This is a genomic window from Synechococcus sp. RSCCF101, from assembly GCF_008807075.1.
GTDB lineage: Bacteria > Cyanobacteriota > Cyanobacteriia > PCC-6307 > Cyanobiaceae > RSCCF101.
This window is the reverse complement of sequence record NZ_CP035632.1, coordinates 341,597-365,679: the sequence shown is the minus strand read 5'-3', so window position 1 is coordinate 365,679 and position 24,083 is coordinate 341,597. Positions and strand designations below refer to the sequence as shown.

Sequence of the window (24,083 nt, the reverse complement as noted above, 5' to 3'; positions counted from 1 at the left end):
ATGGGTCGCCTCGGATTCGAACCGAGGACCAATCGGTTAAAAGCCGAGTGCTCTACCGCTGAGCTAGCGACCCGAACCGTTCCATGGGCTGCTCAGCCCGGAACAAGCTGAACGTATCACGCGGCTGCATGGCGTCCGGAGCGGCGGAGAATGCCGTGAGCCGACCCACCCCCATGCGCGCCGCACCCTGGCCGGAACCGACCATCGATCCGGAGGCCTGGGTGGCGCCCCAGGCGCTGGTGGTGGGCGATGTGACCCTCGAGGCAGGAGCCAGTCTCTGGCCGATGGCGGTGGCTCGCGGCGATCTGAGCGCCATCCATGTGGGCGCCGGCAGCAATGTGCAGGATGGGGCCGTGCTGCACGGCGATCCGGACCAGCCGGTGCGGATCGGCGCCGATGTGACCGTGGGGCACCGGGCGGTGATTCATGGGGCGACCCTGGCCGATGGCTGCCTGATCGGCATCGGTGCCGTGGTCCTGAACGGAGTGCACGTGGGCGAAGGCGCCCTGGTGGCCGCCGGTGCGGTGGTGACGCGGGATGTGCCCGAGCGCACCCTGGTGGCCGGGGTTCCGGCGCTGAGCCGGCGGGAGATCAGCGCGGCGGATGCCGAGAAGCAGCGGCAGCACGCACGGCATTACAGCGAGCTGGCGCGGCTGCACCGCAGCGCCGGGTGAACGATCACAGCAGCGCCGGCTCGAACCGGCGGGCTCTCCGTAAAATCGCCGCGCAAAGCCCGCTTCGAACCGATGGACCTCCGGCTGCTGATCGTTGCCTTTCCGGTGCTGCTGGCCCTCGGCTGGGCGCTGTTCAACATCGGCCGGGCCGCCGTGGGCCAGCTGCAGATGATGCTCGACCGCCCACGCGCCTGAGCCGCCTGACCCCGTCCCACCCGTGAGCACCGCTGCTTCGGTCCTGGTGGTGGGTGCCGGCCTGGCCGGCACGGAGGCCGCCTGGCAGATCGCGGCTGCCGGGGTGGATGTGGAGCTGGTGGAGATGCGCCCGCTGCAGCGCTCGCCGGCCCACCATTCCGACCAGGCGGCCGAACTGGTCTGCAGCAACAGCTTCGGTGCCCGCTCCAGCGACCGGGCTGCCGGCCTGCTGCAGGAGGAACTGCGCCGACTCGGCTCGCTGGTGATCAGCACCGCCGACCATCACGCCGTACCGGCCGGTGGCGCCCTGGCGGTGGATCGCGGCCACTTCAGCGGCGACCTGACCCGCCGGCTGGCGGATCACCCCCGCATCCAGTTCCGGCGCGCGGAACAGCGGCAGCTGCCCGAGGAGGGCCGGATCGCGGTGCTGGCCTCCGGACCGCTCACCAGTGACCCTCTGGCCGAGCAGCTGAGGGCCTTCACCGGCCGCGAGGACTGCCACTTCTTCGATGCCGCCAGCCCGATCGTGCAGGGCGAGAGCATCGACATGGCGGTGGCCTTCCGCGCCTCCCGCTACGACCGCGGCGATGCCGACTACATCAACTGTCCCCTCAGCCGCGAGCAGTACGGCGCCTTCCGCGAGGCCCTGCTGAACGCCGAGCAGGCCCCCCTCAAGGACTTCGAGCAGGACACGGCCCGCTTCTTCGAGGGCTGCCTGCCGATCGAGGAACTCGCCCGCCGCGGCGAGGACACCATGCGCTACGGGCCGCTGAAGCCGATCGGCCTCTGGGATCCGCGCTGGGGCGACGTGAACGACCGCGATCTGCGCCGGGCCCGGCGGGCTCACGCGGTGGTCCAGCTGCGCCAGGAGGACCGGGCCGGACGGCTCTGGAATCTGGTGGGCTTCCAGACCAACCTCCGCTGGGGCGAACAGCAGCGGGTGCTGCGGCTGATCCCCGGCCTGGAGCGGGCCGAGTTCGTGCGGTTCGGGGTGATGCACCGCAACACCTTTCTCGAATCGCCCGAGCTGCTCTCCCCCACCCTCCAGTTCCGGCGGCGCCCATCGCTGCTGGCCGCCGGTCAGATCACCGGCACCGAAGGGTATGCCGCCGCCGTGGCCGGCGGCTGGCTGGCCGGCACCAATGCGGCACGGCTGGTGCTGGGCCTCGAGCCGATCGTGCTGCCGCGGACCACGATGATGGGCGCCCTGACCCACTTCGTGAGCGAGGGATCGGCCGGGGGCAAGGGCAGCTTCCAGCCCATGCCGCCCAACTTCGCCCTGATGCCTCCCCTGCCGGAGCGCGTCCGCGACAAGCGCGCCCGCTACGGCTCCTACCGCGACAGGGCCCTGCGGGATCTGGACACCGGTCCGGTCCCGGCGGCGATGCGGTCCATGCCCGCGGCGACCGGCGGCCATGGTGAGGCAGCTTGAGATCCAGGGACAACTCAGCAGCGGCAGGGATGCGGTCCGCCTGCGGGAGCAGCTGATTCAAGCCCTGGAACGGGAGAGGTTCCTGATCGAGTCCGTGGAGACTGCGCCGCGACGCCAGCGGATCCAGGCCCGTGAACGGCCTCGCTGGATCAGCGGCGCAGGTTCCCCCGCCCTGCTGCCGGTCCATCTGGACTGGACGCTGAAGCCCGGACCGGCCCCAGCAGGGACGACCGTGCAGCTGACCGGCCGGCTCGAGCTGATGGGCGCTGGTGGTCAGGCCCTCCGGCTGCGTGGGGCGATGCTGCGCGTGCTGCGCCGCGCCGGCCTCAGCGGGCCGGACGTGACGGCCCTGAGACAGCGACAGCGACGGGATCTGCTCCGTGGCGGGCTGGCCATCACGGCGGCGCTGGCCGTTCTCGCAGGAGGCCTGAGCGCCGTGGTCCGGCTCGCTCCCGGCAGCGAGCGAGCGGAGCCGGCTTCCGCCGGCCGTCCCTCTCCGCCGCCGGTTGACCCCTAGGGTTCCAGCACCGTTCGGAAGAGCACGTGCAGGGCCAGGACTGGGATGTGATCGTGATCGGCTCCGGCATGGGCGGGCTGGTGAGCGCGACCCAGCTGGCCGCAAAGGGAGCGAAGGTGCTGGTGCTGGAGCGGTACCTGATTCCGGGAGGCAGTGGCGGGGCCTTCCAGCGCGAGGGCTACACCTTCGATGTGGGCGCCTCGATGATCTTCGGCTTCGGCAGCAAGGGCACCACCAACCTGCTCACCCGGGCCCTGGCGGCGGTCGATGAGCACTGCGACACGATCCCCGACCCCGTTCAGCTGGAGTACCACCTGCCGGGAGGTCTGCAGCTGGCGGTGGATCGGGACTACGAGACGTTCCTGGCCACCCTCACCAACCGCTTTCCCCACGAGGCGACCGGCATCCGCCGCTTCTACGACACCTGCTGGCAGGTGTTCCGCTGCCTCGATGCGATGCCGCTGCTGTCGCTGGAGGATCCCGCCTATCTGACCAAGGTGTTCTTCCGGGCTCCGCTCGCCTGTCTGGGCCTGGCCCGCTGGCTGCCGGTCAATGCGGGCGATGTGGCCCGGCGCCACATCCGGGACCCGGAACTGCTGCGCTTCATCGACATGGAGTGCTTCTGCTGGTCGGTGATGCCGGCCGACCGCACCCCGATGATCAATGCCGGCATGGTGTTCTCCGATCGCCATGCCGGCGGCATCAACTACCCCCGCGGCGGTGTGGGCACCATCGCCACCCAGCTGGTGCGGGGCCTGGATCGTCACGGCGGTGCAATCCGCTACGGCGCCCGGGTCACCCGGGTTCTGCTGGAGCAGGGGCGTGCCGTGGGCGTGGCCCTGGCCAGTGGCGAGGAGCTGCGGGCACGGCGGGTGATCTCCAACGCCACCCGCTGGGACACCTTCGCCGGAGGAGGAGCCTCCCAGGCCCTGGTGGATGAGGCCCACACCCCGGCCTCCGAGGAGCGCTGGCGCCGCCGGTACGTGCCCTCGCCCTCCTTCCTCTCCCTGCACCTGGGCGTGCGGGCGGATGTGATCCCGGCCGGCAGCCATTGCCATCACCTGCTTCTGGAGACCTGGGAGGAGATGGAGGCTGAGCAGGGCACCGTGTTCGTGTCGATTCCGACGCTGCTGGATCCGGCCCTCGCCCCCGACGGGCACCACATCGTCCATGCCTTCACCCCCTCGTCGATGCAGACCTGGACGGACCTGGGGCCCAGCGCCTATGCGGCCCGCAAGCAGGCGGCGGCCGATCGATTGATCTCCCGGCTGGAGGCGATCCTGCCCGGGCTGCATCAGGCCATCAGCCACCGGGAGGTGGGCACACCGCGCAGCCACCGGCGCTTCCTCGGGCGCTTCCAGGGGAGCTATGGCCCGATCCCCGCCCGCAGGCTGCCCGGCCTGCTGCCGATGCCGTTCAACCGAACCGGGGTCCCCGGGCTCTACTGCGTCGGCGACTCCTGCTTCCCCGGCCAGGGGCTCAATGCGGTGGCCTTCAGCGGCTTTGCCTGCGCCCACCGGGTCGGTGCCGATCTGGGTCTCAATCCCTGGGCCCTGCCGGCCTGAGCCCCGGCGGCCAGGCCATCCCCCATAGGCTGCGCTGAACCGTGGTGTTCCGCATGTCCGAGGCGTCGCCGCCCCCCTCATCCGCCGATCTGGCCCGTTACCTGGAGGCCCGCGGCGAGCTCAGCAAGCCCTGGATGCTGCAGATGCTGCGTCTGGCCCGGCTCAAGGAGGAGAAGGACACTCTCGATCCGGACACCTACCTCGAACGGGTGCGCGAAGCCCACAGCGACCTGATGAAGCTGGGTGCGTTCTGGGAGGGTCGCGAGGCCGAGGTGTTCGGGGGCGTGTATCAGCCGCCGTCGTTGATCGAACCGCTGCCCGGCTCAGCGGACGATCGCTGAAGGACCCCGCCATGTCAGCCGAAGCCGGAACGGAACGGACCAGCGAGAGCTTCGGGCTCGATCCGTTGATCCGCACCACTCTGATTCTTCTCTATGGCGCCCTGGCGTTGCCGCTGCCGCTGATGGCCAGCGGCAACGCCAGGCTGCTCATGCTGCTGGCCCTGCCGTTGGGGCTGCTGCTGGTACTGGCCTTGCTGAGCGAGCGGGTCACGGTGAGCGCGGAAGCCCTGGAGCGCAGCTGGCCGGCCTGGGCCGCCGCGGCCTTCCGCGGTTCGTCGTGGCGTGTGGAGTGGCCCCTGGTGGAGCGGCTGGTGCCGGTCACCACCAGCCAGGGGGGACGGGTGCACTACATCCGCACCGGGGATGGCCGCCATCTGCTGCTGCCCCAGCGGCTGGAGCGCTTCGATCGGTTCCTCGAGCTGCTGCACGAGCGCAGCGGTCTGGATCTGGCTGGCGTGGGCCGGCTCACCCCGCCCTGGACCTACCGGCTCCTCGCCGTGCTCAGCGGGCTGATGCTGGCCGGGGAGATGACCGCAGGCGCGCTGGGTTGGACCAGCGGCCCAATCTGACCATCGGCTGCCGGCGGAGCACCGGCGTCAGCCGACCGCCTGATTGACCGGGGCCCCGACACCGCTGCTGCGGCTGTCGTCCGAGGGCTCGAGGGGAATGGTGTCGAGGCTGAAGCGATAGCCCTGCTGCCTCACGGTGGTGATGCCACCGCCCTCGCCGAGGCCGGCCTGCTCGAGCTTGCGCCGCAGGGTGAGCACCTGGGTGTCGACCGAGCGGGGGCCGCCGCTGAAGGGTGGCCAGGCCATGCGCAGCAGCTGCTGACGGCTGCGGACCATGCCGGGCGGCATCAGCAGGGCGCAGAGGAGGGCGAACTCCCTGGGGGACAGCTCAACGGGCTGATCCTGAAGCGTGACCTGGCGCAGCAGCAGATGCACCTTCAGGGGCCCGACACAGACCTGTTCCTGGAGTCCGGTGTTGCCGCGCCGCAGCATGGCCCGGCAGCGGGCGGCCAGTTCCTCGAGACCGAAGGGCTTGCGCAGCACATCCTGAGCGCCGGCGTCCAGCAGGGTAACCACCGGCTCGGCGCCGGAGCGGGCCGTGAGCACGATGGCGGGGCAGCGCAGCTGGGTGGCCAGCCGCAGAGCCGAGCTGTGCTCGAGGATCTCGGCGCTGACCAGAAGATCCGGCGACTGATCCGCGCAGAGATCGAGCGCCTCACGGGCGGAGGCGACCGCCGCGGTGAGATGGCCGTCCTGACGCAGCCTCTGGGCCAGGACCGTGCGCAGGGTGGGGTGCGGCTCGACCACCAGAACCCGCTTGGGGGAGGGATCGGCCTCAGCGCCTGGAGGGAGAGAGGGATCGGTCTGGGAAGTCACGCGCAGATGGATGTCGGATGAAGGAACGGGGCGGAGGACATCCCGTGACGGGATCTCACAGAACGTGGTTGCGCTCGGTACGGTAAGGGATATTGCATGGCCGGCCAGTAGTCGTCACTGCAGCGCCCGTCCCAACGGTCCGAGCCGCTGCTTCCCGTCGCACCCGGCCCCTGCATCGACCACCGCGGCGCTCATCGCCATGACTGCCCTGGAGAATCCCGAGGCCATCCGTCACTTCCAGTCGTTGTGCGATGCATGCCAGGAGCTGACGAGCCGCTATCACAGCCCCAGTGAGCTGCGGCTCTACGCCGACGGCTATCTGCACGCCCTGAGGCGCTCCGGCCAGCTGGACCCCCGCGACCAGCACCGGCTGGAGCAGGTGGTGGATCGCTGGATCATGGATCCCTCCAGCTTCATCGGCCCCGATGGCGATGTGGCGGTGCTCTACGAACCCAGAAGCCACCGGGGCTGAGGCTGGCCGCCGCCTTCAGGAGGCCAGGGCCACGGTGAGCTTCTCGCGCAGCTCGCCGGAGTTGTACATCTCGATCAGGATGTCGGAGCCGCCGATGAACTCACCCTTCACGTACACCTGAGGGATGGTGGGCCATTCCGAGTACTCCTTGATTCCCTGACGCACATCCATATCGCTCAGGACATCGAAGGTTTCGAAGCTGATGCCGAGTGAGTTGAGGATCTGCACCACGTTGTTGGAGAAGCCGCACTGAGGCATCAGCTTGTTCCCCTTCATGAACACCACGACGGGGCTAGATTGAATGATGCTCTCGATGCGTTGCTTGGTGGCGGGTTCCATGGAACTGGAGAAAGGAGACAACAGTGGGAGTGAGGCCGCCGCGTTGGCTGCGGCGATGCGTCAGGCCGGGGTGGCCGTGTTCAGAGCAAGCGCGTGAATGGCCTCCGTGGCCAGCTCACCCTTGAGGGCGGCGTAGACCATCTGATGCTGACGAATGCGGCTGAGGCCGCTGAAGCGACTGGACACCACCTTCACCGAGAGATGATCACCACCGCCGGTGAGGTCTTCCACCTCAACGGATGCATCCGGCAGAGACGACTGAATCGCCTCGCGCACCTGATCCGGCGTCACCATGGGCTGATCGGGCTCATCAATGCCCTGGAATGTACGTGCTGCGGAGGGTCAACTGACGCCGGCCGGATCAGGAGCCACCCAGAGGGGGAGCCGTGTAGGGGGTGTCGACGAATCCCAGTTCGATCAGGGACTGGTAGGCCTTGCGGCCCTCCTCGCGCGACGGGGTCATCAGCTTGACCACCTCCACCAGCACCGGAACAGCCACCTCGGGCTGGTTCTGACGCCGGAACAGGGCCGCCAGGCGCAGGTTGGTCTGGGCGAGCAGTTCCAGGGAGGTGCGGCCCCGCTGATCCATCTCACGCGGGATGCGGGCATCGAGACCGCGGAAGGAGCCGCCCAGGTCGCGGTAGAAGCCCAGCAGCTTGCGGGAGGCGTCACGGGCCTTGTCGTAGCTGGCCCTCGCTTCTGCGAAGTTGCCGGCCGCGGCCGCCGCATCCCCCTGGGCCAGGAAGGAGCGAACCGCATCGTTATTGAAGCCGGTCTGGGGCTGGGCCAGCACCCGGCCGGACTCGTCCTGAGCCTGGATCGGCGCGACCGGCAGCAGGCAGGCGGCGACCAGCGCCGGAGCCATCCACAGCCGGTTGCGCAGCGACTGGCGGCGGAGGACGAAGGCGGGCAGCACGGCTCGGAGGCGATGAGGCCGGAATGTTAAGCCGAGGCGATCGGCCTCCCCACGTGGCGTCGGGCACGCTGCTCGGCGGCGGCCATCGCGGCCGAGAGCTGCTGGGAGAGGCCGGTCACGGCCGATCGGCCCGACCCGCTCACCGCCAGCGGTTCACCGAAACACAGGGCCGCCGCGGCCCGGGGTGCCGGTCGCGAGCGGCTGTAGCCGATGCCCACCGGCACCACCTGCACCGGCACCCCCCGGGCATGGGCCATCAGGGCGAGCCGGGCCAGACCCTGCTTGATGCGGATCGGTTCATCAGCACGGCGGATGCGTCCCTCAGGGAACAGCACCACCTGCTGATGCTCCCCGAGCAGGTCGATGGCATGGCGCAGGCTGGCCATCGACGGGCGGCTCTGATCGACCGGGAAGCAGCCCAGTCGCTTGAGGAACCAGCCCTGCAGTCCGGCCATCTCATCGCGGGTGACCATGAAGCGGCAGTCACGGCCGGTGACCCGGCGGCCGGCCGCGTGGGGGAGCAGCAGAGCATCCCAGCGCGCCCGGTGGGTGGGAGCCAGCAGCAGCGGACCCTGCCGGGGCAGGTTGCCGGCGCCGATCACGGTCACGCTGCGGAACTGGAGCGGCAGGATCACGTCCTGGGTGAGCACCATCGCCAGCGGCGCCAGCCTGGGATCGATGCCGGTGCAGAGACTGGCCTCCCGGCGGGTCATCGCTGGCGTGGGAGAACCGGAGTCGGTAGGGGCACTCGTGGCCGACACCATGTCCGCTGACGCACCACCTCACGCTACGGAGCCGGGGGCGGCCACCCGGAGCGTGTCGTGCAGTTGCACCAGCGGCCGCATCACGGTCGGCGGCAGCGAGGCGGGAGCATGGATGGTTGTGAACGACCCCAACCGTCCGCGATGGCCAGCCTCGGCGTGAACATCGACCACATCGCCAACATCCGGCAGGCTCGCCGGACGGTGGAGCCGGATCCGGTGACCCACGCGCTGCTGGCCGAACTCGGGGGCGCCGATGGCATCACCGTCCACCTGCGGGAGGACCGCCGCCACATCCAGGACCGGGATGTGGAACTGCTGCGGGCCACCGTGCGCACCAAGCTCAACCTGGAGATGGCGGCCACCGAGGAGATGGTGGCGGTCGCCACCCGGATCCGGCCGGACATGGTCACCGTCGTGCCGGAGCGCCGTGAGGAGGTGACCACCGAGGGGGGCATGGACGTGGCGGCGCGGGAGCGGGAGATCAGCGCGATCACCGCGCGGCTGCAGGAGAGCGGCATCCCGGTGAGCCTGTTCGTCGACCCGGAGGCCCGTCAGCTCGAGGCCTGCGCCCGCACCGGCTGCCGCTGGATCGAACTGCACACCGGCGGCTACGCCGAGGCCGCGGCGGAGGCGCGCACCGCTGAACTGGCCCGTCTGATCGAAGGCACGGCCCGGGCGCGCGCGCTGGGGCTGCGCGTGAACGCGGGCCACGGCCTCACTTATCAGAACGTGGAGGCGGTGGCGGCAATCGAGGGCATGGAGGAGCTGAACATCGGCCACACGATCGTGGCCCGGGCGGTGGCCGTGGGGCTGCAGGAGGCGGTGCGGCAGATGCGGGCGCTGATCCAGAATCCCCGCTGTTCTGAGGATTCCGGAGTCAGACCCGCATGACCACCTACCACTTCGTGGCGGCCAGCGAGCGCTTCCTCACGGAGGAGGAACCCCTGGAGGAGGTGTTGCGCGAGCGGGTGGAGCACTTCGCCAGCCGGGGCAAGGAGAAGGACTTCTGGCTGCTGCGGCGCCCGGCCTTCCTCGAGAGCGCGCCCCTCAGCGCGGTGGCCGGTGATGTGCCGAGACCCGCGGCAGCGGTGGTGTCCACCGATGCCCGCTTCATCGATTTCATGAAGCTGCGGCTGGAATTCGTGGTGCGCGGCAGCTTCGAGGCGCCGTCCGCCTCCATTCCCGATCCTCTGGCCGAGGGCTGAAGCGGATCAGAACAACCCGAGGAAGCGCCGGCGCCGGGGCGTCTCACCCGCCGCCGCGTCGTCCTTCGCCGGCTGCGGCGGCGCAAGCCGGTCCTGCTGGTAGCGGGGGCGATCGTCGCCGATGGTCAGCAGGGCGCTGTTGCCCTTCCACCAGATCCAGTCGCGGATCGGAGGCGTCCGCATCAGATCATCGCGGCTGAGGGCCAGTCCGAGCCTGGCGGAGGCATTGAGAAGCACGGCCACCAGCTCATCGCCGGTGCGGCAGGCGGCCAGGGCCTCATTGGTCTTCTTGGCGCCATCGAGGGCGCGAACCAGGATCTGCACCCGCCGGGCCACCGGCAGGGAACGGGGGTCGATCGCGTCCGGTTCCGTGCCGGCCATGCCGTCTGCTCCCGTCAAAGGACAGCCGTCTTACCACCGGTCGCCGGAGCCGGTGGTTCAGCCGTTCGTTGTGGGACGGCTGGGAGCGGGGCAACAATGGAGGACGATCTGGCGCGTTCTGTCCCACATGCCGGCTTCCGAGAGCACCTCCGGCGGCAGGCACTGGGTCATCGGTGATGTGCACGGCTGCGGCGAGGCCCTGCGACTGCTGATCGGCCTGCTGCCGAGGGAGGACCGGCTGATCCTCTGCGGTGATGTGATCAACCGCGGGCCACGGATCCCCATGGCCATGGAGCTCGCCTGGCACCTGGTGCGTCAGGGGCGCGGCGTGTGGCTGATGGGCAACCACGAACGGGATCTGCTGCAGGGCCTGGATGGACGGAGCACCGAGGCCGTCTGGCGGCTCCGGTCCAGCCGGACCTATCAACAGTTGGGCGAGACCCACTGCCGGGCCTGGGCTCCGCGGCTGGCCCAGCTGCCGACCACCTATCGGGGTGATGGGTGGATGGCCACCCATGCGGGCCTGGAGGACGACGACACGGTGAACCTGTCGGTGCGCGCCCCCTTCTGGCGCCACTACGACGGCCGCCACGGTGATGTGATCATCGGCCACACGCCGGGCCCCGCCGTCCGCCGCATGGGCTCGATCGTGTTTGTGGACACCGGGGCCTGCTACGGCGGCCAGCTCAGCGCCTACTGCCCTGAGACCGGCGAGGTGCGCAGCGTGCCGGGCGCGGCGAGGCCCGGCCACGCCGGCCGCCCCAGAATCCTGCAGGCCACATCGGGGGCGTCACCAGCAGCGCTGGTGCCCCGCTGACGGCCTGCCGCCGTGCTGGTGCTTCACCGCAGCAACCGGGCCGAGTGGCTGGCGGCCCTGCTCGCTGAGCAGCTGCGCCTCGACCCGCCATCCCCCTGGCAGACCCTGGAGGTGATGGTCAACACCTGGCCCACCAGCCGCTGGCTCTCCGAGCGGCTGGCACTGGCGCTCGGAACGAGCGCCCAGGTGCGCTTCCCCTTCCCGGGCAGCCGCCTGCGGCGGCTGGTGGATGAGCTGCTGGCTGAGGACGAGGCGGCCGCCGACGACTGGCGCGCGAACCGACTGGTCTGGGCCGTGCTCGATCAACTGGAGGACCTCATGGCGACGCCGGAGGGAGCTGTGCTGGCCGGTGCGCTGGGGCCGGAACCACGGCCTGGACCCGCGCCGGTGGACCGGAACCTCTGGTCGCTGGCGAGAGCGATCGCCGATGCCCTCGACGACTACGGCCTCTACCGGGTGGACGAGCTGTCGCGCTGGTGGATGCGTGACGAGCTCAGCAGTGGGGACGGCTGGCAGGCGCAGCTGACCCGGCGCCTGGCCGCCAGGCTGGCCGGAGTCCCATTCGGGTTGCGGGCGCGGCGCGCCATCGAGGCGCTGCGTCGGGGTCGCGTGCAGTGGCCGGCGGAGGCCGGACCGCTGCGGCTGTTCGGCATCAGCAGCCTGGCTCCGATCCAGATCGAGCTGCTTCAGGCGGTCTCCGGGATCACCACCGTGGAGATCTATCTGCTCACACCGGGACCCGACCTGTGGCAGCGCTGCGCCGACCGGAGAGCGCAGCTCAGCGAAGGACTGACGACAACGCAGCAGACGGACCCTGACTGGCTCCTGCAGATGCCCACGCTGGAGGGACGCTTCGGCCGGCTCGGGGCGGAGTTCCAGCAGCTGCTCGAGGGCACGGGCGTGGCGCAGCTGGGGCCGGTGCGCGAGGAGGGGCTGTTCCACCGGCCCGCCCACGGCGATGGAGCGCCGCTCCTGCTGCATCAGCTGCAGCAGCGCCTGCTCGGTCCGGACCAGGAGGCCCCCCTGCGCCGGGCACCGGAGGACACCTCCCTGGAGTTTCACGCCTGCCCCGGTCGCCTGCGGCAGATCCAGATCGTGCGCGACCGCATCCTGCAGCTGCTGGCCGCCGACCCGACCCTGCAGCCGCGCCATGTGCTGGTGATGACCCCCCAGGTGGATCGCTTCGCGCCGCTGCTGGGCTCGGTGCTCTCCGACAGCGGCGCCACGGGAGTGACCCTGCCCTGGCGGCTCACCGACCGCAGCCAGGACGGCGAGGCCGGCCCGGCGGTGCTGCTGCTGCGGTTGCTGCGCCTGGCCGACGAGCGGGTCACCGCCTCCGAGCTGGAGACCCTGCTCAGCCTTCCCTGCCTCCTGCAGGCCTTTGCCCTGGAGGCCAGCGACAGCGAGGCCCTGAACCGGGCGCTGCAGGAGGCCGGGTTCCGCTGGGGCTGCGATGGCCGCGAGCGCGGCGGAGACCCGCGCCACACCCTCAGCTGGGCCCTCGAGCGGCTGCTGCTGGGCCTGGTGCTGCCGGAGGCCACGTTGACGGAGCCGGTGCCGGACGTCCTCCCGGCCGCTGCGCCCGCACCCTTCCCGGTGGAGATGGACCTGGAGCGTCTCGGGCCCGGCCTGCAGCTGCTCCTGCATCTGCGCGACACCCTGATTGACTTCCGCAGGCCCCGGCCCGCCCGGGAGTGGTGCCACGAACTCCGCGATCAGGTGGCGCGGCTCTCGGGCGGAGCGGCCGGCGGCTCCGAGGAGCCGCTGGAGCTCGAGCGGGCGATCGCGGCCTGGGGGGAACGGGCGGCGGGCCACCACCGCCAGCTGACCGCCGCGGTGGTGGCCGACGGCCTCGAGGAGGACCTGGCGGCCGACAGCGGCCGCTTCGGCCATCGCAGTGGTGCCCTCACGATCAGCGCCCTGGAGCCGATGCGGGCGATCCCCCACCGCGTCATCGTGCTGATGGGTCTGGATGCCACCTGCTTTCCGCGCCACCAGAACCGGCCGGGCTTCCATCTGCTGGAGCAGCAGCGGCGGCTGGGAGACCCGAGCCGGGCCGACCAGGACCGCTATGCCCTGCTCGAGGCGCTGATGTCGGCCCGCCAGCACCTGGTGGTGACCTGGACCAGCCGGGATGAGCGCAGCGGTGAGCCGCTGCCGCCGGCGCTTCCCGTGCAGCAGTGGATCGACCTGCTGCAGCTCGACCTGCAGCAGGCGGCCCCGGACGGCCCGGCCCGGCCGGCAGTGGACCTGGTGCAGGAGCACCCGGCCAATCCGCTCGAGCGCAGCACGTTCCTCGGCGCTCCGCCGCGGCCACCGGCCAGCTGCGACCGCCGCCTGCTGGCCGCCCGGCGGCAACTGGAGCAGGGATGGCTGGAGGAGCGGCGCCGTGCCAGCAGCGACCGGCCCACGCCGCCGGCGGCACCAGACCGGCCGCCGCTCGTGCATCAGGCCTGCCCACCGCTGCCGCAGACCCGGGAGAGCCGCGGCACGGGCTGGGAGGAACTGATGGCCTGGCTGCAGGCCCCGCAGCGGCTCTGGCTGCGCCGACGGGGACTCAACGCCGCTGAGTGGGTCGAGGCGGTGGAGGATCTCGACCCGATCGAACTGGCCGGGGACCGGCGTCGCTGGCTGCTGCAGGAGGCGCTGGAGGCCGGGCTTGCGGACGGGAAGCCGGACCCCCTCGCGACGGATCCACCCGACTGGCCGCGGCCGCTGCAGGGAACAGGAGACCTGCCGGGAGGCAGCGCCGCCGAGCTGGCGATCGAGGACCTCGATCGGAACTGGCGCCAGCTGGTGGAGCGGATCTCCCCGCTGGGAGCCGGCGGTCTCCGCCGCTGCCGCTGGAGGACCCTGGAAGCCGACAGCCGCCTGCATGGCGACACACTCCTGCTGGTGGAGCTGCGGCGATCCGGCGGGCCGGCCCATCTGGAGCTCTGGGCCCGTCTGCTGCTGGCGCTGGCCTCGGGCCAGGCAGTGCGCCGGGCGCTGCTGATCGGCCGCGAGGGGGACAAGATCACGACCCTGGCCGACCTGCAGGCGCCGGAGCCGGGCGAGGCGGTTCCCCTGCTGGAGCAGCTGCTGGAGCTGATGGCGGGCTCAGAGGAGCGCTGCTGGCCGGTGCCCCCCCGCTCCGGCTGGGCCCATCAGACGAAGGAGCACGGGTCGCCGGGCAAGGGCTTCGAGGCGCTGCGCGAGACCTGGGAGGGAAGCGGGCAACCCGAGGCCTGGAGCGAGCGTGAGAGGGCGGAGATGCTCCTCTGCTTCGGCGAGGACTGCGCCGCCGAGGAGCTCTGCAGCGAGGAGTTCCTCGAGTGCTGCCGGGCCCTCTACACCCCCCTGCTGGAGCGGCTGAGGTGACAGCGACACCGGCCGGCGATCGCGCCCGCGCGCGCGACTTTGATCCGAACCGCTTCGGGCTGGACCCCGGCACCCGGCTGCTGGAGGCCAGCGCCGGCACCGGCAAGACCTATGCCCTGGCCCATCTGGTGCTGCGCCTGGTGGTGGAGCGCGGCCTGTCGCTGCAGCAGCTGCTGGTGGTGACCTTCACCGAGGCGGCGGCGGCGGAGCTGCGCGACCGCATCGGGCGGCGCCTGAGTGAGGCGCTGCACGGCCTCCAGCGAACACCGGACGATGCGGTGCTGGCGCAATGGATCGAGCAGCGCCGCAGCAGCCGGGGTGGAGCCGTTCAGGCGGATCGGGGCCGGCTGCTGCTGGCGCTTGAGGAGCTGCACCGGGCCGACATCACCACCATCCACGGCTTCTGCCTGCGCAGCCTGCAACGCTCGGGCCTCGAGGCCGCTCTGCCCCTGCACTGCAGGCTGGAGCGGGATCCCACCACCCTGCTGCAGGCCATCAGCCACGACTACTGGCAACAGCAGGTGCTGCCCATGCCGGCGTGGCTGCTGCGGGGGCTGAAGGCCAGCCGCATCGGCCCGGATGCGCTGCAGATCCTTCTGGCCCGCTGGGACGCGGATCCCTCCCTGGAGCTGCCGCCGCTGCCGGCTGGGCTCCTCCACGATCAGCCTTTGACCGACCAGCTGCCGGTCCTGGTCGAACGGGACTGGCAGCGGATGCGCACGCTCTGGCACGAGCAGGCCGGTGCGCTTCAAGAGGGCCTCTGCGCCGCGGCCGCGCGCTGGAAGCAGGAGGGCCAGCCGACGTCGCCTTACACGGTCAAGCCGCGCAAGGACCGGGTCGCACCGATCAGCGGCTGGCTGGCCGCCCACCGGGAGCCCGATCCGGCGGCTCTGGGGAAGGGCAGGGAGCTGGAGGATCTCTGCGCCTACTTCCACCCGGGCGCCTATTGGAAAGCAGCCCTCAAAGCCGGGGAGCTCAGTCCGCGGCTGCCGGAGGCCGGCCTGCAGAAGGCGATCGCCCGTGTGTGCGAGGGCCCCGGTGAACGGCTGCTGCTCCATTTCAGTCACTGGGCTCTGGCCGAGCTGGATCGGCGCCGGCATCGCCGCGGCGCCCTCGGCTACGGCGACCTGCTGCGGGGCCTCGATCCCCGTGGGCCCGCCCGGGGGGCGGACGCGCTGCAGGCCGCACTGCGGAAGCGCTACCGGGCCGCTCTGATCGATGAGTTTCAGGACACCGACCCGCTGCAGTGGCGAATCCTGGCGGGGGCCTTCGCCGGCCAGCCCGGGCATCTGCTGGTGATGGTGGGCGATCCGAAGCAGGCCATCTACCGCTTCCGTGGCGGGGATCTGGACACGTACCGCCGGGCCCGTGCCGGGGCCGACCGGGTGGTGTCCCTGGCCGACAACCACCGCACCGACCCGCCCCTGATCGACGCCCTCAATGCCCTGATGGCACCCGGGCTCCGGCGCAGCGATCTACCGGTGCCACCGGTGCGGGCCAGAGCGCGGGGACTTCGGCTGCAGCTGCCGCAGGGCGAATCGCCACTGCAGCTGCTCTGGCTGCCGGAAGCGCAGGCGGACGGCATGGAGCCGCAGGGGAAGGGGGAGCTGGACCGCACCATCCCCGGCCGGGTGGCCGCAGCGGTGCGGAACCTGCTGGACCGCCGACTCGAGCTGGTTCCCGCCGACGCAGACCCCTCTTCGGGCCCGACGGGGCAGCCGGGTGGCCGCTGCCTGGGCGCCGGTGATGTCTGCCTGATCGTGGACACCCACCGTCAGGCCGAGGCCCACCGGCATGCCCTCGAGCGGGTCGGCCTGCCCAGCCGCCTGGTGAGCAAGGGTGATGTGCTGGCCAGCCCCGGAGCACGGGTGCTGCAGCGGCTGCTCGATGCTCTGGCCCATCCGGGTGATCCGGGCCGGCTGCGTCTTCTGGCCGTCTCACCACTGCTGGGCTGGAGCGCCGCCCGGCTGAGCGAGAGCGAGTGCTGGGATCGTCTCGCCGCCCACATCGATGGGCTGGCACGGGTCCTGCCGGAGAGGGGTCTGCTCGGCTGCCTCTCGGAGCTGCTGGAGGACGGCGCCCTGGCCTTTCTCGCCCGCGACGGGCGCCTGCTGGCGGACCTGCAGCAAAGCACCGAACTGGTGCAGGACGCGATGCACCGGCAGGGGCTCGGGGCCCTGGCCGCGGTCGACTGGCTGCGCCAGCAGCGCCTGGCACCCGAGCAGGGAAGCGTGGCCGATGAACGCCAGCCCAACAGCTCTCTGGCCGAGGACGCCGTGCGGGTGATCACCGTGCATCGCAGCAAGGGCCTGGAGTTCCCGGTGGTGATCTGCCCCACCCTGTGGGCCGGGATCTCGGCTGGTCCGAGGGGGGGGCTGCCGCTGCCGCGCTGGCAGCCGGAGGGCGCCGAGGCACCCCGCATCGATCTCCATCTCGACCCGCGCTGGGGCGACGGCCGGCTGGCCGCTGAAGAGGATCGGCGCGCCCGCGCCGCGGAGCGGGAACGGCTGGCCTACGTGGCGATGACGAGGGCCCGGCACCTGCTCCTGCTGGCCTGGACGCCGGTGAAGCGGCGGGGCGGCGGCGAGCCCGGCCCCCTGAACGGCCTTCTGTTCCCGGATCAGATTCCCGAGAGTGAACCCGGCACGGTGGGCGAATGGCGGGCCTGCCTTGAGGCAGCCGTGGCGTCACGGGGGCTGCCGCTCCGGATCTGGGATGGTGGCAGTGAGGGCCGCGAGGCGGCGCCATCGCCGTCAGTCGCTGGCCAGGGAGCAGGCGAGGACCTGGGGCTGGGCCCGGTGCCCGATCGCCCCCTCGGCCAGCGCTGGGCCCGCAGCAGCTACTCAACCTGGGTGCGACAGGCCGCGGCCGTTCCGGCGCTCGAGCGGGAGGAGGGCCGGGACGTGGATGCCGCCGACGGCAGCGCGAGCGATCAGAGCAGACCGGTGGAGGAAGCCGGGGACCTCCCCGCCATTCCGTCGGACTGGCCCCGCCATGGACCGCTGGAGAGCTTCCCCCGCGGCGCCCGGGCGGGCGACTGTCTGCACCGCATCCTCGAGCGACTGGAGTACGGCCCCTCAGCCGATCTCCAGGCCCGGGAGCGGCTGGTGGATCAGACCCTCGAGGAGGCCGCGCTCCCGGCCGAGCAGCGCGGCCCGCTGCTCAGGGCCCTGGAACAGCTGTTCGCCACTCCCTTCGGCGGCGCACTGGGTTCCCTGCGGTTGGCCGATCTGCCGCGAGAGAGGCGGCTGAACGAGCTGGCCTTCGATCTGCCGCTGGCGATCCGCTCCGACTTCGGGGAGGAGCCCGAGCCCAGCGGCTCCCCCGTCTCCAGCAGGGCACTGGCGCGACTGTTCCGGCGTCATGGCGGCGTGCACACCCGGGCCTACGCCGATCGGCTCGAGCGCCTGACGGTGTCCACCCGCGGCTTCCTGACTGGAGCCATCGATCTGGTGTTCTGCGATGACCGCGGCGATCGCCCTCCCCGCTGGTGGCTGCTGGACTGGAAGAGCACCTGGAGCGGCGAGCGGGATGCGGACGGGGCCGTGCAGGCCTGCGGGCCGGCCCACTACAGCCGGGAGCGCATGGCAACTCTGATCGAGGAGCACCACTACCCCCTGCAGACCCAGCTCTATCTGGTGGCCCTGCACCGCTATCTCCGCTGGCGGCTGCCCGGCTACGACCCCGCCCGCCATCTCGGAGGCAGCGTCGTGGTGTTCCTGCGCGGGGCGCCGGGGCCCTGCCCTGCGGACCCATCCGGCGTACCGGGCATGTGGGTGGAGCCGGTGCATCTGGAGCGGCTCCTGGCCATCGATGCCCTGATGCACGGGGAGGAGGCCGCTTGAGGCCGTCAGCACCCGGACCGATCGATCGCCCCTGGCTGAGCCCGGTGGCGCAGGCCCTGGGCGAGGCCCTGGCGCGGCGGGGTGCCCAGGGGGGATTCGGCTCTGCCTCCAGCCTGCAGCCGGAGGAACGGGAGCTGCTGCATCAGCTGAACCGTTGCCTGCTGCAGTCGCTGGCGGAGGGAGGGCTCGATCTCGACATCGCAGCCGGGCCTCCGGCTGAGGTGGATGGGACCGGCTGGCCGGAGCGCCACCGGCAGGTGCTGCAGGCGGCGGGCTGGCTGCACGAGCGGGGCCCGCTGGTGGAGAGCAACGGCCGCTGGAGCTGGCGGCGCTGGCACCAGCGGCAGCTCCGGGTCCGCCACCTGCTCGAGCGGCACGCCGCATCCCGGTCCGCCCCGGAGAGGCCGGCACAGCCTGACGGCGGGGACAGAGCGGGGGGGGATCCACTGCTAGCCGAGCTCTCCATCGGACTGGACCCGCAGCAGCGACGCGCCCTGAGCCTGATCGTCAGCGAGCGGCTGATCCTGCTCAGCGGCGGTCCCGGAACGGGCAAGACCAGCACCGTGGCCCGCATGCTGGTGGCTCTGCACCGCCGGCAACCCGCGCTGCGGCTGCAGCTGGCGGCACCGACCGGGAAGGCCGCCACCCGCCTGAGTCAGGCCATCAGCGAGGCCTGGCACGCCCAGGGGCTGGAGGACCCTCCGCCGTCGGCCACCCTGCACCGGCTCCTGGTGGGCCGAGGCAGCGACACGGGAAGCCGCCGGCGTGAACCGCTGCCGATCGACGTGCTGGTGATCGATGAGATGTCGATGGTGGATCTGGTGCTGCTGGAGCGCATGCTGCTGGCCCTGCCTGCGGACGCCCGCCTGGTGCTGGTGGGCGACCCGGATCAGCTCGCACCGGTGGCCCCCGGTGCGGTCTGGCAGGAGCTGCAGGACCGCCGCGGCGGAGCGGTGGAGGGCGCGGTCCGGGTGCATCTGCAGCAGGTGCACAGGAACCGGGGAGCGATCGCCGATCTGATCGGCCTCATCCGGCGGGAGGGCCCCGGGGCGCTGACGCACGGACTGGCGGCCCTGGCGCCGGAGGCGAACGTGAGCTGGACGCAGGCGCCGGCCGGGAGGGGCCCTCAGGCCGCCATCGCAGCGATGCGACGACACGCCTCCCGCCTCGCTGAACTCGCCGCCGCGGCGACGTCCGGCGATCCCAGCCCGGCCATGCGTCTACTGGAGGAACTGGATCGGGTGGTGGTGCTGGCCCCCAGGCGCCGCGGCGCCTGGGGGGTGGAGACCCTGCAGCGGACGGTGCTGGGCGAGCGGTTCGATGCTTCGGTGGAGCACTGGCCCGTGGGCACTCCGGTGCTCTGCTGCCGCAACCTGCCCGACTGCGATCTGGTGAATGGCGATGTGGGCGTGCTGGTGGAACGCGATCACACGCCCTGGCTGCTGTTTCCGGAGGCATCGGGCCGCAGCCCCCGCTGGCTGCCACCCGCTCGCGTTCCCGAGCTGGAGCCGGCCCTGGCGCTGACCATCCACAAGGCCCAGGGAAGCCAGTACGGGGCCGTGACCCTGCTGCTTCCCCCCGGTACGGAAACAGACGCCCGACTGCTGTACACGGGACTGAGTCGGGCGCGAGACCACCTGACCGTGATCACGACCCCAGCCATCGAAGAACTGTGAAGCGGAGGCCGCAGCACGGAGAAGCCGTCCCATACTCAAGCCACAGGAGAGATCCTCCTCCCACGGAGGAGATCCAGACCAGCCCAGTGCTGATCTGGACTCTCACCTGCTCAACAGAGCTCCCCGCTCCATTAGTCTCGTTTCAAGGTCCGCCGCAGTCCACGGCAACGTGGTGAGTCAACGCGCCGAATCAGGTGCCCCTGGCGATTGCGGAAACCCCCTGGTCTCCCTGGCCCCAGGGAGTTCTGTTCCCACTCTTTTCTAGAGAGCGTCATCAGCGAGTCCCCTCGATTGCAGCGGGTTGTCAGACCCTGGGGCTGGTATGAAACGCTTCTGGATGTTGCCGGCACCCGGGTCAAGCGCCTGCACGTCGATCCACTTCAACGGCTGAGTCTTCAGCGCCACCGGCATCGCTGCGAGCACTGGGTGGTCACAGCGGGCCAGGGCTGGATTCACAGGCCGAGCGGTCGTGAGCCGCTGGCGCCGGGTCAGTCCTGCACCATCCCGCAGGGGGCCTGGCACCGCGCCGAGGCGGGAGCCGAGGGGCTGGAGATCGTGGAGGTGCAGCGGGGAACCCTCCTGATCGAGGAGGATGTGGAACGGAGCGAGGATGATTACGGCCGCGTGACAGAACCCGGCGGCCCTGGACCGAACCCGGGTTGATGGTATCGTTTTGCTACAACCTTTGAAATCGGCAGGCAGTCACCGGGTGAGCGCTGCCAGTCCTTCCGGTTTGAAGGCTCCCGGCTCCACCGGGTTTTCCCTCTGACATTGCCTGTGACAACTGTTCTTCATTCAGCGGACCGCGGCAACGGGTTCGCCGGCTTCGGCCTGTCCGACCCCCTCATGCAGGCCCTGCAGGATCGCGGCTACAGCCAGCCCTCCCCGATCCAGGCGGCGGCCATCCCCGAGCTGCTACTGGGTCGCGACCTGGTGGGCCAGGCCCAGACCGGAACCGGCAAGACCGCAGCCTTCGCGCTGCCCCTCCTGGAACGGATCGATCTGCAATGCGCAGCCCCCCAGGTTCTGGTCCTCGCTCCCACCCGTGAACTGGCCGGTCAGGTGGCCGAAGCGTTTTCGGCCTATGGCGCCCACCTCAAAGGTCTGCGAATCCTGCCCGTGTACGGCGGCGCCGACTTCCGCGACCAGATCCATCAGCTGCGCCGCGGCGTGCATGTGGTGGTGGGCACGCCGGGACGGGTGATGGACCACATGCGCCAGGGCACCCTCGTTCTCTCCGGGCTCAGCTGCCTGGTGCTCGATGAAGCCGACGAGATGCTGCGCATGGGCTTCATCGACGATGTGGAGTGGGTGCTGGAGCACCTGCCCGATGAGCGGCAGCTGGTGCTGTTCTCCGCCACCATGCCCCGCGAGATCCGGTCCATCTCCCGGAGCCATCTGCGGGAGCCGGCGGAGATCACCATCAAGGCCGATGCCCGTGATTCCGGCCGGATCCGTCAGCGCCATCTGATCGTTCAGGGGCCCCACAAGCTGGAGGTCCTCAGCCGCGTCCTGGAAGCGGAGAGCGACAGCGGCGTCATCATCTTCGCCCGCACCAAATCGATCAGCGTCACCATCTCCGAAGCGCTGGAGCGGCACGGTTACAACGTCGCCGTCCTCAACGGTGATGTGGCCCAGGCCCAGCGCGAGCGCACGGTGGAGCGTCTCCGCAACGGCAGCGTCGACATCCTCGTGGCCACCGACGTGGCGGCCCGTGGACTGGATGTGGACCGCATCGGTCTGGTCATCAACTACGACGTTCCGTTCGACAGTGAGGCCTATGTGCACCGGATCGGCCGGACGGGCCGCGCCGGGCGCCGGGGCGACGCGATCCTGTTCCTGACTCCCCGTGAGCGCCGCTTCCTCAGTGGTCTCGAGCGTGCGGTGGGCCAGCCGATCGAAGCGATGGAGGTGCCCTCCAACAGCGCCATCAACCAGCACCGGCTCGACCGGTTGCGCTCCCGCCTCACCGATGCCGTCCGCCACGACTCCGGCAGCGCCGACGAGCGAGCCCTCCTGAGCGAACTGCTGCAGCGGGTGGCCGGCGAACTGGACTGCTCGGCCGATGAGCTCGCCCTGGCGGCCCTGCAACTGGCTGTGGGCGGCAAGCCCCTGCTGGTTCAGGGCGATGAGCCCTGGCGGCGGATGGCATCCACCAGAACCGTGGGACGCAGCACCGAAGGACGGCGTGAGCGCAGGGGAGGCAGCTCCAGGCCCCGACCCGATCTGGATGAGCGCCCGATCGAAGCCGACATGCAGCGTTACCGCATCGAGCTGGGCTGGAGGGACCGGGTCAAGCCGGGCAACATCGTGGGTGCCATCGCCAACGAAACCGGCCTGCAGGGGAGGCGGATCGGCCGCATCCGCATCTTCGATGCCCACAGCACGGTCGACCTGCCGCGGGACATCAGTCCCGAGATGGTCACCTCGTTGCATCAGCTGCGGGTGATGAACAAACCGCTCCAGCTCAGCAAACTCGCCTGAGAGCCGTCGTGACCGTTCTGCGTTCCTCGCTGCTGGCCTGCGTTTCACTCGCTCTGCTGCTGCCGGGTGGGACCGGCGGCAGCGCCATGGCCATGGAACGGGACGGCGAGGCCAACCTCTTCCGCGGTGGTGTGGTGATGGAGCTCTGCCGGGTCGGCTTCGATGCGGCCATGGCGGAAGCCGGGAAGACGCCACCGGCCGGCATGGCCGACTGGACCTGCAGCTGCTTCCTGACGGAGGTCAGGGACGGCCAGAGCCTGGCGGGAGCGGAACGCCACTGCCGAAGCCTGGCCAGCCGTCGCTACAGCCTCTGAACCGCCCGGGGGCGATCCCCATGCCCCTGCAATGGTCAGGGGCCGCTGACCATTGCAGACGCTGTCAGCCGACGATCAGCCGCTGAGAATCTGCGTGACGGCCCCGGTGAGGCTGACCTGTTCCAGGGTCAGGCGCTCGATGGCAGCGATCAGTTCCATCTGGACGCAGTCGTTTTCAGTGAGCATCAGGTTCTGGAGCAGGTCAAATCGGTCCTGGGCGTCCAGCTCACCGTCGTCGTTCCAGGCGAGAGCTCTGGGTTCCGGCACAGCCACGGTCGCATCGGTTGGTCAGAGGATGATGACAATGAGACGGATCCCGGGATCCCCGGATCTTTTTCAGATTTTCTGCGGATGTCGGCAACGGCTCGCAATCCTGTGCCGCGCGGGCGCGGCTGGACCAGCGGAAGCGGGGCCGCTGGCAGGTAGGGTGTAATTGCTTCAGACCCCGTGACCGGACGGCGGGCTTCGGGGGATCCACCCCTCCCCGAGCTGGTGCTTCACAGACGGCTGGCGCGATCTCCCTACTCCGGACCCAATCCAGGAATGACCATTTACGTTGGCAACCTCTCGTTCCAGGCCGAACGCGAGGATCTGCTCGACCTGTTCGCCCAGTACGGCGAGGTCAAGCAGTGCAGTCTCCCGCTTGATCGTGAGACGGGCCGCAAGCGGGGCTTCGCCTTCGTGGAACTGGCCAACGACACCGAGGAGCAGGCCGCCATCGACGACCTCCAGGATGTGGAGTGGATGGGCCGCATGATCCGTGTGAACAAAGCGACCCCCCGGGAGCGCAGCAGCGCCCCGCGTCGGTCCTACGGCGGCGGGGGCGGCGGCGGCGACCGCTGGTGATCGCTGAGGCGTCACACCCTCAACGGGCCCGGGCGGCTTGAGACCAGTGTGGGTCTCCCGCCCGGTCCACAACGCCAATGCCTTGAGCGCCGTTGGCACCGGCGATAGTCGTCAAACACGCATCTCCGTCGACCCGTCTGAGCGGAAAGGGGGCAGGCCAATAGCAGCCGTTCTGCTGGAAGCAGCCGTTCGGCACCTTCAAGAAGCCGCACTTTCTGCAACAGACTGCGCTGTTCGGATGATCAGCCCGGGATCGTGTCGTTGATGAAGACCCGGTCCCGACGTCCCGATTCAGACTGTGCTTTCCGGCCAGCGAACGCGTTCCGGAGTCAACCGAAGGCTTCCTCCACCAGGGCCGGATCCTCCAGCTGGGAGAGCTGGTCTCTCTGCCAGGCCAGCCGTCTGAGCTCATCCCCACTCTTCATCTTGGGGGGCTCGGGGAGATGCCAGAGCTTCTCCTCGGGCAACGCTGATCTGAGATGACGCCGGCGCACCTTGGCGGTCCAGCGGTGAAAGCGATTCAAGGCTCTGGAACGGGTCATGCGCCCTCCTTCC

Annotated in this window: 26 protein-coding genes and 1 tRNA gene; 18 read left to right on the top strand and 9 right to left on the bottom strand. The window is 70.5% G+C overall.

All coding sequences use genetic code 11. The features are described 5' to 3' along the window. Position 1: 1 nt before the first annotated feature. A tRNA-Lys gene (locus EVJ50_RS01825) sits at positions 2-73 on the bottom strand. Positions 74-173: 100 nt separating this feature from the next. On the opposite strand from EVJ50_RS01825, the gene EVJ50_RS01820 reads away from it, so the two are divergent. The 7 genes from EVJ50_RS01820 to EVJ50_RS01790 all read left to right on the top strand — a co-directional run bounded on the left by EVJ50_RS01820 (position 174) and on the right by EVJ50_RS01790 (position 5,293). Next, on the top strand, positions 174-674 hold the full coding sequence (locus EVJ50_RS01820; RefSeq protein ID WP_150884777.1) for a gamma carbonic anhydrase family protein: 501 nt from the start codon (positions 174-176) through the stop codon (positions 672-674). Positions 675-746: 72 nt separating this feature from the next. Continuing rightward, a complete protein-coding gene (locus tag EVJ50_RS01815) occupies positions 747-869 on the top strand; it encodes a photosystem II protein Y (RefSeq protein ID WP_150882099.1) in 123 nt (40 codons plus the stop codon). A 22-nt stretch (positions 870-891) separates the two neighbouring features. Further along, on the top strand, positions 892-2,301 hold the full coding sequence (gene trmFO / locus EVJ50_RS01810; protein ID WP_150882098.1) for an FADH(2)-oxidizing methylenetetrahydrofolate--tRNA-(uracil(54)-C(5))-methyltransferase TrmFO: 1,410 nt from the start codon (positions 892-894) through the stop codon (positions 2,299-2,301). Beyond that, positions 2,285-2,818 carry a hypothetical protein gene (locus tag EVJ50_RS01805; RefSeq protein WP_150882097.1) on the top strand — a complete coding sequence of 178 codons (534 nt, stop codon included), beginning with the start codon at positions 2,285-2,287 and terminating at the stop codon, positions 2,816-2,818. Before trmFO ends, EVJ50_RS01805 begins: the two co-directional genes overlap by 17 nt. Before the next feature lie 68 nt (positions 2,819-2,886). Then, positions 2,887-4,383, top strand: a complete 1,497-nt coding sequence (gene crtH / locus EVJ50_RS01800) for a carotenoid isomerase (protein ID WP_150884775.1) — start codon at positions 2,887-2,889, stop codon at positions 4,381-4,383. Between the two features lie 53 nt (positions 4,384-4,436). Further along, positions 4,437-4,724: a hypothetical protein gene (locus EVJ50_RS01795; RefSeq protein WP_150882096.1), complete on the top strand. Its 288-nt coding sequence runs from the start codon at positions 4,437-4,439 to the stop codon at positions 4,722-4,724. 11 nt (positions 4,725-4,735) lie between these two features. Next, the gene (locus EVJ50_RS01790) at positions 4,736-5,293 is read left to right on the top strand and encodes a hypothetical protein (protein WP_150882095.1); all 558 of its coding nucleotides are present in this window, start codon (positions 4,736-4,738) and stop codon (positions 5,291-5,293) included. A 27-nt stretch (positions 5,294-5,320) separates the two neighbouring features. Here EVJ50_RS01790 and EVJ50_RS01785 read toward each other — a convergent pair whose 3' ends face one another. Beyond that, positions 5,321-6,109, bottom strand: coding sequence for a response regulator transcription factor (locus tag EVJ50_RS01785; protein WP_225323024.1), 789 nt, complete (start codon positions 6,107-6,109; stop codon positions 5,321-5,323). A 199-nt stretch (positions 6,110-6,308) separates the two neighbouring features. On the opposite strand from EVJ50_RS01785, the gene EVJ50_RS01780 reads away from it, so the two are divergent. After that, positions 6,309-6,581 carry a DUF6761 family protein gene (locus tag EVJ50_RS01780; RefSeq protein ID WP_150882093.1) on the top strand — a complete coding sequence of 91 codons (273 nt, stop codon included), beginning with the start codon at positions 6,309-6,311 and terminating at the stop codon, positions 6,579-6,581. A 15-nt stretch (positions 6,582-6,596) separates the two neighbouring features. Here the strand turns inward: EVJ50_RS01780 and grxD are convergent, their stop codons facing one another. From grxD to EVJ50_RS01760, 4 genes are all read right to left on the bottom strand, one after another. After that, positions 6,597-6,920, bottom strand: coding sequence for a Grx4 family monothiol glutaredoxin (grxD, locus tag EVJ50_RS01775; RefSeq protein ID WP_150882092.1), 324 nt, complete (start codon positions 6,918-6,920; stop codon positions 6,597-6,599). Positions 6,921-6,980: 60 nt separating this feature from the next. Next, complete coding sequence (locus EVJ50_RS01770; protein WP_150882091.1) at positions 6,981-7,214, bottom strand: BolA family protein; 234 nt, start codon at positions 7,212-7,214, stop codon at positions 6,981-6,983. A gap of 67 nt (positions 7,215-7,281) precedes the next feature. Beyond that, complete coding sequence (locus tag EVJ50_RS01765) at positions 7,282-7,785, bottom strand: hypothetical protein (protein ID WP_225323136.1); 504 nt, start codon at positions 7,783-7,785, stop codon at positions 7,282-7,284. A 77-nt stretch (positions 7,786-7,862) separates the two neighbouring features. Continuing rightward, a complete protein-coding gene (locus tag EVJ50_RS01760) occupies positions 7,863-8,549 on the bottom strand; it encodes a lysophospholipid acyltransferase family protein (protein WP_370455560.1) in 687 nt (228 codons plus the stop codon). A 192-nt stretch (positions 8,550-8,741) separates the two neighbouring features. Between EVJ50_RS01760 and EVJ50_RS01755 the strand changes: the two genes are divergently transcribed. Both EVJ50_RS01755 and EVJ50_RS01750 read left to right on the top strand, forming a co-directional pair. After that, positions 8,742-9,491, top strand: a complete 750-nt coding sequence (locus EVJ50_RS01755) for a pyridoxine 5'-phosphate synthase (RefSeq protein WP_150882089.1) — start codon at positions 8,742-8,744, stop codon at positions 9,489-9,491. Then, positions 9,488-9,805 carry an MgPME-cyclase complex family protein gene (locus EVJ50_RS01750; protein ID WP_150882088.1) on the top strand — a complete coding sequence of 106 codons (318 nt, stop codon included), beginning with the start codon at positions 9,488-9,490 and terminating at the stop codon, positions 9,803-9,805. The genes EVJ50_RS01755 and EVJ50_RS01750 overlap by 4 nt, the downstream gene beginning before the upstream one ends. 6 nt (positions 9,806-9,811) lie before the next feature. Here the strand turns inward: EVJ50_RS01750 and EVJ50_RS01745 are convergent, their stop codons facing one another. Next, the gene (locus EVJ50_RS01745) at positions 9,812-10,186 is read right to left on the bottom strand and encodes a hypothetical protein (RefSeq protein ID WP_225323023.1); all 375 of its coding nucleotides are present in this window, start codon (positions 10,184-10,186) and stop codon (positions 9,812-9,814) included. A 127-nt stretch (positions 10,187-10,313) separates the two neighbouring features. On the opposite strand from EVJ50_RS01745, the gene EVJ50_RS01740 reads away from it, so the two are divergent. From EVJ50_RS01740 to EVJ50_RS01710, 7 genes are all read left to right on the top strand, one after another. After that, positions 10,314-11,003 carry a metallophosphoesterase gene (locus tag EVJ50_RS01740; protein WP_150882087.1) on the top strand — a complete coding sequence of 230 codons (690 nt, stop codon included), beginning with the start codon at positions 10,314-10,316 and terminating at the stop codon, positions 11,001-11,003. Between the two features lie 12 nt (positions 11,004-11,015). Continuing rightward, a complete protein-coding gene (locus tag EVJ50_RS01735) occupies positions 11,016-14,363 on the top strand; it encodes an exodeoxyribonuclease V subunit gamma (RefSeq protein WP_150882086.1) in 3,348 nt (1,115 codons plus the stop codon). Beyond that, the gene (locus EVJ50_RS01730; RefSeq protein ID WP_150882085.1) at positions 14,360-18,208 is read left to right on the top strand and encodes a UvrD-helicase domain-containing protein; all 3,849 of its coding nucleotides are present in this window, start codon (positions 14,360-14,362) and stop codon (positions 18,206-18,208) included. Before EVJ50_RS01735 ends, EVJ50_RS01730 begins: the two co-directional genes overlap by 4 nt. A gap of 44 nt (positions 18,209-18,252) precedes the next feature. Next, positions 18,253-19,884, top strand: a complete 1,632-nt coding sequence (locus EVJ50_RS01725) for an ATP-dependent RecD-like DNA helicase (RefSeq protein ID WP_191964827.1) — start codon at positions 18,253-18,255, stop codon at positions 19,882-19,884. A gap of 291 nt (positions 19,885-20,175) precedes the next feature. Then, positions 20,176-20,547, top strand: a complete 372-nt coding sequence (locus tag EVJ50_RS01720; protein WP_150882083.1) for a phosphomannose isomerase type II C-terminal cupin domain — start codon at positions 20,176-20,178, stop codon at positions 20,545-20,547. Positions 20,548-20,730: 183 nt separating this feature from the next. Continuing rightward, positions 20,731-22,368 carry a DEAD/DEAH box helicase gene (locus tag EVJ50_RS01715; protein ID WP_150882082.1) on the top strand — a complete coding sequence of 546 codons (1,638 nt, stop codon included), beginning with the start codon at positions 20,731-20,733 and terminating at the stop codon, positions 22,366-22,368. 8 nt (positions 22,369-22,376) lie between these two features. Beyond that, the gene (locus EVJ50_RS01710; RefSeq protein WP_150882081.1) at positions 22,377-22,682 is read left to right on the top strand and encodes a hypothetical protein; all 306 of its coding nucleotides are present in this window, start codon (positions 22,377-22,379) and stop codon (positions 22,680-22,682) included. A gap of 75 nt (positions 22,683-22,757) precedes the next feature. Here EVJ50_RS01710 and EVJ50_RS01705 read toward each other — a convergent pair whose 3' ends face one another. Then, entirely contained in the window at positions 22,758-22,955 is a 198-nt protein-coding gene (locus EVJ50_RS01705) for a hypothetical protein (RefSeq protein ID WP_150882080.1), read from the bottom strand. Between the two features lie 270 nt (positions 22,956-23,225). On the opposite strand from EVJ50_RS01705, the gene EVJ50_RS01700 reads away from it, so the two are divergent. Beyond that, positions 23,226-23,528 carry an RNA-binding protein gene (locus EVJ50_RS01700; RefSeq protein WP_150882079.1) on the top strand — a complete coding sequence of 101 codons (303 nt, stop codon included), beginning with the start codon at positions 23,226-23,228 and terminating at the stop codon, positions 23,526-23,528. Between the two features lie 329 nt (positions 23,529-23,857). On the opposite strand, the gene EVJ50_RS01695 is transcribed toward EVJ50_RS01700, so the two are convergent. After that, on the bottom strand, positions 23,858-24,070 hold the full coding sequence (locus tag EVJ50_RS01695) for a hypothetical protein (protein ID WP_150882078.1): 213 nt from the start codon (positions 24,068-24,070) through the stop codon (positions 23,858-23,860). Positions 24,071-24,083 lie beyond the last annotated feature (13 nt).

Coding starts and splice junctions, on each gene's coding strand:
- EVJ50_RS01765 (WP_225323136.1), bottom strand. CDS start 7,785: ATGGCTCCGGCGCTGGTCGCCGCCTGCCTGCTGCCGGTCGCGCCGATC.
- EVJ50_RS01760 (WP_370455560.1), bottom strand. CDS start 8,549: ATGACCCGCCGGGAGGCCAGTCTCTGCACCGGCATCGATCCCAGGCTG.
- EVJ50_RS01795 (WP_150882096.1), top strand. CDS start 4,437: ATGTCCGAGGCGTCGCCGCCCCCCTCATCCGCCGATCTGGCCCGTTAC.
- EVJ50_RS01815 (WP_150882099.1), top strand. CDS start 747: ATGGACCTCCGGCTGCTGATCGTTGCCTTTCCGGTGCTGCTGGCCCTC.
- EVJ50_RS01700 (WP_150882079.1), top strand. CDS start 23,226: ATGACCATTTACGTTGGCAACCTCTCGTTCCAGGCCGAACGCGAGGAT.
- EVJ50_RS01715 (WP_150882082.1), top strand. CDS start 20,731: ATGCAGGCCCTGCAGGATCGCGGCTACAGCCAGCCCTCCCCGATCCAG.
- EVJ50_RS01750 (WP_150882088.1), top strand. CDS start 9,488: ATGACCACCTACCACTTCGTGGCGGCCAGCGAGCGCTTCCTCACGGAG.
- EVJ50_RS01770 (WP_150882091.1), bottom strand. CDS start 7,214: ATGGTGACGCCGGATCAGGTGCGCGAGGCGATTCAGTCGTCTCTGCCG.
- EVJ50_RS01695 (WP_150882078.1), bottom strand. CDS start 24,070: ATGACCCGTTCCAGAGCCTTGAATCGCTTTCACCGCTGGACCGCCAAG.
- EVJ50_RS01805 (WP_150882097.1), top strand. CDS start 2,285: ATGGTGAGGCAGCTTGAGATCCAGGGACAACTCAGCAGCGGCAGGGAT.
- EVJ50_RS01790 (WP_150882095.1), top strand. CDS start 4,736: ATGTCAGCCGAAGCCGGAACGGAACGGACCAGCGAGAGCTTCGGGCTC.
- EVJ50_RS01780 (WP_150882093.1), top strand. CDS start 6,309: ATGACTGCCCTGGAGAATCCCGAGGCCATCCGTCACTTCCAGTCGTTG.
- grxD (WP_150882092.1), bottom strand. CDS start 6,920: ATGGAACCCGCCACCAAGCAACGCATCGAGAGCATCATTCAATCTAGC.
- crtH (WP_150884775.1), top strand. CDS start 2,887: ATGGGCGGGCTGGTGAGCGCGACCCAGCTGGCCGCAAAGGGAGCGAAG.
- EVJ50_RS01740 (WP_150882087.1), top strand. CDS start 10,314: ATGCCGGCTTCCGAGAGCACCTCCGGCGGCAGGCACTGGGTCATCGGT.
- EVJ50_RS01745 (WP_225323023.1), bottom strand. CDS start 10,186: ATGGCCGGCACGGAACCGGACGCGATCGACCCCCGTTCCCTGCCGGTG.
- EVJ50_RS01755 (WP_150882089.1), top strand. CDS start 8,742: ATGGCCAGCCTCGGCGTGAACATCGACCACATCGCCAACATCCGGCAG.
- EVJ50_RS01820 (WP_150884777.1), top strand. CDS start 174: ATGCGCGCCGCACCCTGGCCGGAACCGACCATCGATCCGGAGGCCTGG.